Raw genomic sequence first — 11,220 nt, 5'->3', positions numbered from 1 at the left:
TTCTCCTCCACGCGGGGGTGCACAGATGTGCGTCGGGATCACCGGTCACATGCCGGCGAGGAAAACGATCCACGTTTCGCAGCGATGCACCTCGAAGGGCGCGTGCGACGGAGCCGGAACGACTCCGCGAGGGCTCGGCCCTCTCGAACACTCGCGCTAGTGCGCGGGGATCGCCTCCACTGTAGCACCCTTGGTGTCGACGGCCAGGAGCAACGCCCGCCATTCGTCTCCGCGAGCGGCGACGAGGTCGGCGGCTGCGAGCCGCTCCGCCGGGCCGTTCGAGAGCACGAGGATCGAGGGCCCTGCCCCCGACACCACTGCCGCGTGACCCGCCGCGCGCAGGTCTCCGATGAGATCGCGCGTGGCCGGCATGGCCTCGCCGCGGTAGTTCTGGTGCAGGCGATCCTCCGTCGCCTCGAGCAGCAGCTCGGGGCTCTGGGTGAGCGCGGCGATCAGCAGTGCGGAGCGCGACACGTTGAACACCGCGTCCGCGTGCGGCACCTGCGCCGGCTGGAGGCTCCGCGCCAGCGCGGTCGACATCGTGAAGCCGGGCACGAGCACGAGCGGCGCGACGCCGCGGTGCACCATGAGCCGCTTGAACCGCGGCCCGTCGGGGGTGGTCCAGGCGATCGTCAACCCGCCGAACAGCGCCGGAGCGACGTTGTCGGGGTGCCCCTCGAGATCCGTCGCGAACGCCAGCAACTGCTCCTCGGTGAGCGCGATCGGATCGTTCGGGTCGCTCTCCAGCAGCCCCGCGGCGATCATCACGCCCGACACGATCGCCGAGCCCGACGATCCCATGCCCCGCCCGTGCGGGATCCGGTTGTGCGCCGTGATGTGGAGCCCCGGCAGCTCACGGCCGAGGCGCTCGAAGACGTGGGCGACCGAGCGCACGACGAGGTTCGTCTCATCGGTGGGCACCTCCCCCGCGCCGACACCGGTGACGACGACCGTCGCGCCCGGCGCCTCTCGTGTCTCGGCGGTCAGCTCGTCGCCGTAGGCGAGCGCGATCCCCAGCGTGTCGAACCCCGGGCCGAGGTTGGCGCTCGTGGCGGGAACGCGGACGCGGACGGCGCGTGCCGCGCTCACGCCTGTCCCTCGAGACGGAGGATGCTCGTGACACTCACGACCGTGTCGCTCGTGCGCAGGGCCTCGACCATTGCCGCGAGATCGCCCTCGCGGGCGACGTGCGTGCCGATGACGAGCGTCGCCCGCCCCGTCGCGCCGGGCTCGACCGACTGCTCGACGCTCGCCGCCGAGACGCCGTGCGTGGCGAGGATCCCCGCGACCCCCGCGAGCACACCCGGCTCATCGCGCACCTCGAGCATCACCTGGTACGCCGTGCTGACCTCGCTCACCGGCAGGATCGGAAGCTCCGCGTGCAGCGATCCCGGGATCCCGGGGCCGCCGACGACGTGGCGCCGCGCCGCGGAGACCAGGTCGCCCAGCACCGCCGAGGCCGTCTCAGCGCCACCGGCGCCGGCACCGTAGAACATGAGCTCGCCGGCGGCCTCGGCCTCGACGAACACGGCGTTCTTGCCGCCGTAGACCACCGCGAGCGGGTGGTCGCGCTCGATCAGCGCCGGGTACACCCGGGCCGAGACGCCGTCGGTACCGTCGGCCGAGGTGATCCGCTCCGCGATCGCGAGCAGCTTGATGACGTAGCCGGCGTGCTTCGCGGCATCGATCTGGGCCGCGGTGATCTTCGTGATGCCCTCGCGGTAGACGGCGTCGACCGGCACCTCGGTGTGAAAGGCGATGCTCGCGAGGATCGTCGCCTTCTGCGCCGCGTCGTAGCCCTCGACGTCGAGGGTGGGATCGGCCTCGAGGTACCCGAGCTCGCTCGCGAGGCGCGCCGCGTCCTCCGCGCTGTCGCCGAAGCGATCCATGCGGTCGAGGATGTAGTTCGTCGACCCGTTCACGATCCCGAGCACACGGGTGATGTGGTCGCCGGCGAGGCTCTCGCGGAGGGGACGGAGGATCGGGATCGCGGCCGCCACGGCAGCCTCGTAGGAGAGCTGGGCGCCGACCTGCTCGGCGGCCTCTGCGAGCTCCGGCCCGTGCGCCGCGATCAGCGCCTTGTTCGCGGTCACGACGTCGGCACCGCCCTGCAGCGCCTGCAGAATGAGCGACTTCGCGGGCTCGATGCCTCCCATCAGCTCGATCACGATGTCGGCGCCCTGCACGAGGCGCTCCGCGTCCGTCGTGAAGAGGTCCCGCGGCAGGTCGACGTCGCGCGGCGCGTCGATCGCGCGCACCGCGATCCCGGCGAGCGTCAGCCGCGCTCCGGCGCGCGCTGCCAGCTCATCGCCGTGCTCGAGGATGAGCCGTGCCACCTGGGCGCCGACCGAGCCGCAGCCCAGCAGCGCCACGCGAAGATCGCGGTATCCGTTCACTTCGTATCTCCATTCGTGCGGGCGTCGCCGGTGACGACGCTCTGTGCGAGTAAATCTTCTTCGGTCTGCCCGCGCACGATGACGCGGGCCACGCCGCCGCGAATCGCGACGACGGGTGGCCGGGGGACGTAGTTGTAGGTGCTCGAGAGCGACCAGCAGTAGGCGCCGGTCGCGGCGACCGCGAGGGTGTCCCCCGGGCGGACGTCGCCCGGCAGCTCGTCCCGATCCACGACGATGTCGCCCGACTCGCAGTGCTTGCCGACCACCCGCACGAGCGCGGGATCGGCCTCGCTCGAGCGGTTCGCGATCCGCACCTGGTAGTCCGCGCCGTAGAGCGCGGGGCGCGGATTGTCGCTCATGCCGCCGTCCACACTCACGTAGAGGCGTTCGGGGTAGCCGCGGTCCGCGGGATCCTCCGCGGCGTCCGACCCCGCCAGCTGCACCGTTTTGGTCGTTCCGACGGTGTAGAGCGTCACGCCCGCTTGCCCGATCACGGCGCGACCGGGCTCGAACGCGAGCTTCGGGATCGGGATCCCGAACTCCTCGGCGCTCGACGCGACGATGTCGGCGAGCTCGCGGGCGATCTCGGCGATCTGCGGTGCCTCGTCGGCCTCGGCGCTCGTGTAGGCGATGCCAAAACCGCCGCCGAGATTGAGCTCCGGGATCGGCGACCCCGCGAGCTCACCCAGCTCGCGGTACACGCTGAGCAGCCGGCGCGCGGACTCGCGGAAGCCGTCGGTGGCGAAGATCTGCGAGCCGATGTGGCAGTGGAGACCGACGAACTCAAGCGTCTCGTGGGCGAGGATGTCGCCGACGAGACGCGCGGCCTCGCCGAGCGGCTGACCGAACTTCTGGTCCTCGTGGGAGGTCGCGAGGTAGGCGTGGGTGGAGGCGTGGACGCCGCTGTTGACCCGGAGGCGGACCCGCTGACGGACGCCCGCCGCGCTGGCCGCTGCGGCGATCCTGCCGGTCTCGACCTCGCTGTCGATGATGAGGGTGCCGACCCCGGCGCGCACGGCGCGCTCGATCTCGGCCACTGATTTGTTGTTGCCGTGGAACCCGATGCGGGCGGGATCCACGCCTGCGGCGAGCGCCACAGCGAGTTCCCCGCCGCTCGCCACGTCGATCGCCAGGCCTTCCTCCGCCATCCAGCGGGCGACCTCGACGCACAGGAACGCCTTGCTCGCGTAGTAGACGGTGGCCTCGGTGCCGACGCGGCGGGCTTCGCCCTGCAGCGCCTCGCGGATCACCCGGGCGGTCGCCCGCGCCGCATCCTCGTCGACCACGTAGAGCGGGGAACCGAAGGACTCGGTAAGGGCGGTCGCGCGGAGGTCGCCGATCTTGAGTTCACCGCACTGGCGACCGCGACGCGCGCTCGGCGGGAAGACCCGCGGATCGATCGCGTTCGGATCCGAGGATCCGCCTGAGACCGCGGCTCCTGGCGCGGGGCGCTGCGGGGGGTGAGTCATCGATCGCTCCTCGCTCGGGTGGGGGTCGGGTTCGCAGGCGCTCGGGATCCGCCGACGACGGACCGGTGGCGAGCGGACCCGGATTGGCCCCTGAAGCCGTGCGCACGGAGCCCAGGGCTCGGAACGAACCCGTCTAGCTTAGCGTGCGGTGCATGCCCCGGGCGTGTGCCGCGGGGTCGGATAGTCGTGCACGGCGCGGCGCGGAGACCCGCGCGTCCCCGCCCTCCGTCGCGCGAGTGCGCGGATGACGGAGGACGGGGACGCGGTGTTCGGTGCGCAACGCGCGGACGCTCGGGGCTCAGCCCACACCCTCGAGCATGTCGGTGTGCGTGTTGCCGATGTTCTTCAGCACCTCGGGGCGGTTCGCCTTGATCCACCAGAACCGCAGGAACGCGAGCAGCATCGTGGCCACGAAGAGGTACGGGAGGATGTTGATCGGGAACGCCGGGACGGGCCACACGTTCGCGAAGAACACGTAGGCCATCGCGACGACCGCGACGACCGCGGCGATCCAGATCAGGGTGTTCGGCATGGCGTGCTTGCGGGTGTAGATGACCCCGGCGATCGCGACGAGCGCGTAGGCCACCATGTAGCCGTAGGTCGCGTAGGTGTCGACCCACACCACGATGTCCATCGGGTGGGTGCCCGCGAGGAGCAGGATCACGTCGAGCAGGATCGCGGCGGGTCCGGCGATGAGCAGCACGCGGTGCGGCGTCAGGTGGGTCTCGTGCGTGCGGCCGAAGCGCTCGGGCACGACGCCCTCCTTGCCCATCACGTAGATGATGCGACCGACCACGTTGAGCGGCGCGACGACCACGGCGAAGAACGAGGCGGCGACGCCGAAGACCAGCACGGGCGCGAACCAGCCCGGCATGCCGATGCGCTCGTTGATCGCCTGGAGCGGGCTCGCGACCTCGCCGAGCTCGTCGCCGAGCACGGCGATCTGCGTGTAGGCGGCGAAGACGTAGAGCACACCCACCACGACGGCGCTCCACATGATCGCGCGCGGGATCGCGGTGTGCGGGTTCCGCGCCTCGCGGCCGAGCGCATCGGCTGAGGAGAAGCCGACGAAGCCGAGGATACCGAGCACCATGCCCGCGGCGACGCCCTGGAACGGTACGCCCTCGAAGGAGAACTGCGCGGGGTCCCAGGCGTCCGGCCCGAGCCAGATGAGCGCGGCGACGAGGAGGACCACGATGATGAAGACGGAGACGAGCTCGAGCACCAGGGAGACGCGAGCCGAGATCCGGATCCCACGAATGGTGAAGAACGTCGCGAGACCGCCGATGACGACCGTGAGCACGATCAGCCAGACCGTGCCGGTCGCGGGGATCCCGAAGATCTGCAGCAGATCGGACGCGTAGGAGACTGCACCGCCGAGCGATCCGGCCGCGATGCCCCAGGAGCCGATGAGCAGAGCGACGCCGGCGGCGAATGCGCCGGTCGGGCCGAGTCCCTTCGAGACGTAGGTGTAGAGCGAACCGGCCGATGCGTGCTGGCGGGCGAACATCGAGACGATGTAGCCGACGCACAGGATGACGATGGTGGCGAGCAGGAACGCGAACATGGTGCCGTTGCCGGCTCCGAGGAAGATCGAGGCGGCGGTGAACGCGATGACGGCGCTCGGCGCGATGCTGGCGATGGCCTGGGCCGCGAGTTCGGGGCCGGACATCACCCCTTCGCGGAGGCCGGCGTCGGCCTTTCGTTCGGTGGTCTGGGTCATAACGTCTCTCCTGTGAGGATGGGTGTGGGGTGGGGTGCCGGGGACGGGGTGGGCCGCCCCCGGCAGTCAGGGGGGTGCGGCGCAGGAACAGCGCTGCGGTCGATGCGCTCCGGGCTACGGGATCAGCAGCGTACGGAGCACTCCGCCGGCCTCGAGGTCGTCGAGCGCCTCGGCGGCCTCGTCGAGCGGGCGGCGGCCCGAGATGAGCGGATCCAGCATGAGCTGTCCGTCCATGTAGCGATCGACGAGCGCGGGGATGTCGATCGAGGGCCGCACCGAGCCGTAGTTCGAGCCGAGGATCCGCTGATCCGCCTCGGCGAGCACGAGCGGCTCGAAGGAGGCCCTCGCCCCGGTCGGGGGCAGACCGACGATCACGGCGGCACCGCCGAGGCCGAGCATCTGGATCGACTGCTCGGTCGTGGAGGTGCGACCGATGGCGTCGAACGCGTAGTCGACCCCGTCGGGGATGAGCTCGAACAGCTGCTCGACGGCGTCGCGCGCCGAGGCGTCGATGCGGTCGGTGGCGCCGAACTGCAGCGCCATCGCGGTCTTCTCCGGGACGATGTCGATCGCGATGATCCGCTCCGCGCCGGCGAGCTTGGCGCCCTGCACCACGTTGAGGCCCACGCCACCGCAGCCGATCACGGCGACGGTCGCGCCGGGCTCGACGGCGGCGGTGTTCAGCACGGCGCCGACCCCGGTGGCGACGGCGCAGCCGACCACGGCGATGACGTCGAGCGGGGCGTCGTCGCGCACCTTGATGGCTCCCGACGCCGGCACGATCGTCTCCTCGGCGAAGGAGGACACCCCGAGGTAGTGATGCAGCGGCTCCTCGTCGAGGCTCAGGCGCGAGGTGCCGTCGAAGAGCACGCCCTGCGGCGCGACGACCGTGGCGACCTTCTGGCAGCGGGCCTCGTGGCCCTGCAGGCAGTAGCGGCACTCGCCGCACGGCGGCACCCAGCTCAGCACGACGTGGTCGCCGACGGCGAGCGACGTGACACCCTCGCCGAGCTCGGTGACGACCCCGGAGCCCTCGTGGCCCATGACCATCGGCGCGGGGGCGACCCACTCGCCGCGCTTCACGTGCAGGTCGGAGTGGCAGACGCCGGCCGCGGCGATCTTGACGCGGACCTCGCCCGCCTTCGGCGCGGCGAGAGTGACGTCTGCGACCTCGGCGCGGGTTTCGGGATTGCGGAACACCACGGCTTTCATGGGGAACTCCTTCGTTGCTCGACGGGCTGGGTGCCTCCCGGTGCTGTGCGGGTGGGAGTTCGGCCCACCCGGATCACACAGGCGACTGTGGAGATGGTACGGAGCCTGGAGCGGCCCTGTCACTGCACCAGAGGTCGCGCACCCCATGAAGCCTTCGCCACTTGGTACACTCCTGGCATGTCGCACGACCTGGGATCCATCGTCCGCGCGGTCGGCGGCGAGTGCCTGCCGATCGGGATCACGGACCGCTCGCTCGTCGACGTCGTCACCGAGATCGACGCGTTCGTCGTGGTCGGCAACCCGGACTTCGTGACCCTCGTGACCGGCCCGGTCGAGACGCTGCAGCGCCGACTCGCCGCCGCGGGAGACACCGAGGATCCCCTGATCAGAGCCGTGTTCGTGAGCGACGAGGATTCCCCCGCACTGCGCGCCCTCCTCGCGCGGCACGGGATGTCCGCGATCCTTGGCGCGGAGCCCGACGGCGCCGCCCTGCACGCGATCCTGCGCACCCTCATCGCCGAGGATCGGGCTGCCTCGGACCGCCTCGTGGCCGCCGGGATGAACCTCCTCACCCAGGTCGCCCGGCGCGGTGGCGTGACCGCCGTGATCGCCGAACTCGCGCACCGCATCGACGGCTGGGCCGTGCTGCTCGACGCGCAGGGCCAGCTCATCGCGAGCGCGGGCGCCGGGCGGCTGCACATCTCCGACGCCACGGCCGTGGCCCTCGGCCGCCCGGTGCGCGTGCGCCACGTCGGGCTGCAGGTGCACCAGGTGGGCTCGGATCGGGATCTCGCTGGCTCACTCGTGGTCGCCACCCGCTCGGGCTCGACCAGCCGCTCCCGCGACCTGGCGACTCAGGCCGCGGCGCTCTTCGACTTGCTCCTGCGCACCCACGACCCGTCGCGCACCGAGCACCTGGGGCGCGAGGCCCTCTTCGACGTGCTCCTCGCCGGCGGCGACCCCGCGCGGGATCTGCTGCGACGGTGGGGCGTGCACGAGACGCACCTCACGGGGTTCGCGTTCGGCGCCCGCACCCGCACGATCGACCTGGAGCGCGTGCTGCGCCGGTGGTTCGACGAGCTGGGCGCAGAGCACGTCTTCACCGCGGATCCCGGCCGCGTGCGGGGCTTCCTCCGCACCGATCTCGTCGACGAGCTCGCGGCGCGCGTCGAGTCGTTCACCCCCGTGGGCGGCAGTCACGTCGCGCTCGGGATCGGCGATCCCGCCCCCACCGAGCGTCTCGGCCCGAGCGCCACCCAAGCCCGGCAGGCCCTCGACACGGCACTGGAGGACGGGCAGCGGATCCTGCACTACGCTCGCCTCCCGAGCATCGAACTCGTCATGAGCGGCCTCGCCGGGATCCCGCGCGAGCAGCTGTCGGGCGTGCTCGACCCGCTCCGCGACGCCGACGGCGCGCACGGCGAGCTCACCCGCACGCTGCGAGTGTTTCTCTCGGAGCACGGCGGGCATCGCAGCAGTGCGGCCCGGCTCGGGATCCATCGGCAGACGCTGCGGTCGCGGATCGGCCGGGTCGAGGAGCTCACCGGGCTCTCGATGGAGCACGCCGACGACCGCGCGACCGCGTGGATCGCCCTGCGGGCCATCGGACGGTAGGCGCCAGGGGGTCGGGCGGGGGTCGCAGCTGGCATGGCGCGCTGAAGCGACTTCTGGTCGCACGGAAAAGCTCCCACCGCCGAAGCGATGGGAGCTGGTGTCGCAGTGCCCCCGGAGGGAATCGAACCCCCGACCTACGGTACCGGAAACCGGCGCTCTATCCCCTGAGCTACGGAGGCGAGCAATTGCAACTCGACCAGCCTAGCGCAAGTAGACTGGGTGATTGTGACACCTCAAGAACTTGCCCTCGCACTCGCCCGGATCCTCACCGACCTCATCGCCGCACGCGACGGCGAAGGGGCTCGAGACCTCACCGTCTCCGAGCAGGACACCGCGGTGGAGCGACCCCGCAACCGGGAGCACGGCGACTGGGCGTCGAACGCGGCGATGAAGTTCGCGAAGCGCCTCGGCGTCAACCCGCGCGAGCTCGCGACCGAGATCGCCGCGCGTGTCGCAGAGATCGACGGCGTCGCGAAGGCGGAGGTCGCCGGTCCCGGCTTCATCAACATCACGCTCGACGCGGCCAGCGCCGGCGAGACGGCCCGGCGCATCGTCGAGGCGGGTGAGCAGTACGGCCGCAGCGACACGCTCGCGGGCCAGCACATCAACCTCGAGTTCGTCTCCGCGAACCCCACGGGACCGCTCCACATGGGACACACGCGCTGGGCGGCGCTCGGCGATTCCACGGCCCGAGTGCTCCGCGCAGCGGGTGCCGACGTGACGAGCGAGTACTACATCAACGACGCCGGCGCGCAGATGGAGAAGTTCGGTCGTTCCGTGCTGGCCGCGGCGCTCGGGGAGCCCGCGCCGGAGGATGCGTACCCCGGCGCCTACGTCCAGGAGCTCGGACGGCAGATCCGGGAGCAGATCCCGAACCTGCCCGAGATCGCCGCCGAGGATCGCGCCGCCGCGCTGGAGCAGGCGCAGGAGCTCGGCTACGCACTGCAGCTCGCCGAGATCAAGGACTCGCTCGAGCGCTTCAACGTGCACTTCGACGTCTACTTCTCGGAGCGCACGCTGCATACGCCCGCCCCAGACGGCGGGGCGAGCCCCATCGCGGCCGCGATCGACCGCCTCCGCGAGCAGGGTCACGTCTACGAGGAGGACGACGCGATCTGGGTGCGCACGACCGACTTCGGCGACGACAAGGATCGGGTGTTCACCCGCGGCAACGGCATTTACACCTACTTCGCGGCCGACGCGGCGTACTACCTGTCGAAGAAGGATCGCGGCTTCGGCGAGAAGATCTACCTGCTCGGCGCGGACCACCACGGCTATATCGGGCGACTCACGGCGATCGCGGGCGCAGCGGGCGACAACACCGAGACCGACATCACGGTGCTCATCGGCCAGCTCGTGAACCTGAACGGCGCGCGGTTGTCGAAGCGCGCGGGCAACATCATCGAGCTCGACGACCTGCTCGAGTGGCTCGGCAGCGACGCGCTGCGCTACTGGCTCGCCCGCTACCCGGCCGATTCGCCGCTCGCGCTCGACGGCGAGCAGGTCCGCAGCCGTTCGAACGACAACCCCGTGTTCTACGTGCAGTACGCCCACGCCCGCACCTGCGCGGTCGACCGCAATGCTGCGGCCGCCGGGATCGACCGGTCCGCCTTCGCCCCCGAGCTGCTGACGCACGAGACCGAGACCGATCTGCTCGGCCGTCTCCAGCAGTACCCGGGCGTCGTCGCGAGCGCGGCCGAGCTGCGCGAGCCGCACCGCATCGCGCGCTACCTCGAGGAGCTCGCCGCGTCGTACCACCGCTGGTACGACCAGTGCCGGGTGATCCCGCTCGGCGACGCTACGGTCGAGGATCTGCACCGCACGCGCCTGTGGCTCAACGACGCCGCGGGCCAGGTGCTGCGCAACGGCCTGGACCTGCTCGGCGTCTCGGCGCCCGAGCGGATCTAACGGACCGGCGGAGACTCGGATGAGCGAACGCAGACCGCGCTGGTGGCTTCGGATCCTCGGCGTCGTGGTGGCGCTCGGGCTGCTCGCAGGAGCGGCCGAGGTGGCCCTGCGGCTCATCATCCCTGGGGTGATCGCGGGGGCCGTCCGCAGCCAGCTCAACATGACCGACGATCACCCGGTCGATGTCTCGCTCGGTGGATCGGCGCTGTTCAGCGCGGTGCGCGGCGAGGTGGGCGACGTGACGATCGCCGTGCCGAACGTCCCGCTGCTCGAGGGGGTGGAGACGGATGCCTCGCTGCACGCTGCCGCGGTGCCGTTCGACCCGACCTCGGGGGAGATCTCCGACGGCACCGTCGAACTCGTCGTGCCGAAGGATCAGCTCGGCGCGGTGGTCGACCTCGTGACCTCGGGGGTCGCGCAGACCGGCGAGGTGCGCGACGGCGCGCTCGTCGTCGGGCGATCGATCGAGATGTTCGGCCAGGAGGTGCAGCTCTCGGCGTCGATCGGGATCACGGTGGTGGACGGCGCCGTGGAGATCGAGCCCCTCGGGGTGAAGGCCGCGGGCTTCGACTTCACGGCGGAGCAGATCTCGGCCGCGACGGGCTCGCTGCTGGATCCGGTGCTGCAGCCCCAGACGGTGTGCGTGCGGGATCAGCTGCCCGCGGGCGTCACGCTGACCGACATCTCCCTCTCGAGCACCGGATCCGCGACGATCCGCGCGAGCCTCGCTCCGGGCATCCTCTCGGATCCCGCGCAGCAGGCGCAGGGAACCTGCGGTTAGGCCCCGCCCGACACACCTCGCCTGATGCCCGTGCCAACTCCCGCGGTCCGGTTCACGATCGCGAGGGCGTCGGACGGATGCACCGGGCTCGGAAATCACCGCTTCGATCGCGTCGCG

8 protein-coding genes and 1 tRNA gene are annotated in these 11,220 nt (G+C 71.2%); 3 read left to right on the top strand and 6 right to left on the bottom strand.

Annotation, left to right across the window (positions count from 1 at the left end; genetic code table 11):
- Positions 1-156 precede the first annotated feature (156 nt).
- From thrB to MUN76_RS14675, 5 genes are all read right to left on the bottom strand, one after another.
- Positions 157-1,089 (bottom strand): homoserine kinase, encoded by a 933-nt coding sequence (gene thrB / locus MUN76_RS14695; protein ID WP_244685749.1) that lies wholly within the window; start codon positions 1,087-1,089, stop codon positions 157-159.
- Complete coding sequence (locus MUN76_RS14690) at positions 1,086-2,396, bottom strand: homoserine dehydrogenase (protein WP_244685747.1); 1,311 nt, start codon at positions 2,394-2,396, stop codon at positions 1,086-1,088. Before MUN76_RS14690 ends, thrB begins: the two co-directional genes overlap by 4 nt.
- Complete coding sequence (gene lysA, locus MUN76_RS14685; protein ID WP_244685745.1) at positions 2,393-3,865, bottom strand: diaminopimelate decarboxylase; 1,473 nt, start codon at positions 3,863-3,865, stop codon at positions 2,393-2,395. Before lysA ends, MUN76_RS14690 begins: the two co-directional genes overlap by 4 nt.
- Positions 3,866-4,163: 298 nt before the next feature.
- The gene (locus tag MUN76_RS14680; RefSeq protein WP_244685743.1) at positions 4,164-5,588 is read right to left on the bottom strand and encodes an APC family permease; all 1,425 of its coding nucleotides are present in this window, start codon (positions 5,586-5,588) and stop codon (positions 4,164-4,166) included.
- Positions 5,589-5,702: 114 nt separating this feature from the next.
- Positions 5,703-6,800, bottom strand: a complete 1,098-nt coding sequence (locus MUN76_RS14675; RefSeq protein ID WP_244685741.1) for an alcohol dehydrogenase catalytic domain-containing protein — start codon at positions 6,798-6,800, stop codon at positions 5,703-5,705.
- 177 nt (positions 6,801-6,977) lie between these two features.
- Between MUN76_RS14675 and MUN76_RS14670 the strand changes: the two genes are divergently transcribed.
- The gene (locus MUN76_RS14670; RefSeq protein WP_244685739.1) at positions 6,978-8,414 is read left to right on the top strand and encodes a PucR family transcriptional regulator; all 1,437 of its coding nucleotides are present in this window, start codon (positions 6,978-6,980) and stop codon (positions 8,412-8,414) included.
- A gap of 106 nt (positions 8,415-8,520) precedes the next feature.
- On the opposite strand, the gene MUN76_RS14665 is transcribed toward MUN76_RS14670, so the two are convergent.
- A tRNA-Arg gene (locus tag MUN76_RS14665) sits at positions 8,521-8,593 on the bottom strand.
- Between the two features lie 46 nt (positions 8,594-8,639).
- On the opposite strand from MUN76_RS14665, the gene argS reads away from it, so the two are divergent.
- Positions 8,640-10,322 carry an arginine--tRNA ligase gene (gene argS, locus MUN76_RS14660; protein ID WP_244685737.1) on the top strand — a complete coding sequence of 561 codons (1,683 nt, stop codon included), beginning with the start codon at positions 8,640-8,642 and terminating at the stop codon, positions 10,320-10,322.
- Positions 10,323-10,341: 19 nt separating this feature from the next.
- Complete coding sequence (locus MUN76_RS14655; protein WP_244685735.1) at positions 10,342-11,103, top strand: LmeA family phospholipid-binding protein; 762 nt, start codon at positions 10,342-10,344, stop codon at positions 11,101-11,103.
- The last annotated feature ends 117 nt before the right edge of the window (positions 11,104-11,220 follow it).

Source organism: Leucobacter rhizosphaerae, assembly GCF_022919175.1.
Taxonomy (GTDB): Bacteria; Actinomycetota; Actinomycetes; order Actinomycetales; family Microbacteriaceae; genus Leucobacter; species Leucobacter rhizosphaerae.
Note: the sequence above shows the minus strand (reverse complement) of the source record. Positions and strands in the feature narration are given on the sequence as shown.

Coding starts and splice junctions, on each gene's coding strand:
- lysA (WP_244685745.1), bottom strand. CDS start 3,865: ATGACTCACCCCCCGCAGCGCCCCGCGCCAGGAGCCGCGGTCTCAGGC.
- MUN76_RS14680 (WP_244685743.1), bottom strand. CDS start 5,588: ATGACCCAGACCACCGAACGAAAGGCCGACGCCGGCCTCCGCGAAGGG.
- MUN76_RS14675 (WP_244685741.1), bottom strand. CDS start 6,800: ATGAAAGCCGTGGTGTTCCGCAATCCCGAAACCCGCGCCGAGGTCGCA.
- MUN76_RS14670 (WP_244685739.1), top strand. CDS start 6,978: ATGTCGCACGACCTGGGATCCATCGTCCGCGCGGTCGGCGGCGAGTGC.
- MUN76_RS14655 (WP_244685735.1), top strand. CDS start 10,342: ATGAGCGAACGCAGACCGCGCTGGTGGCTTCGGATCCTCGGCGTCGTG.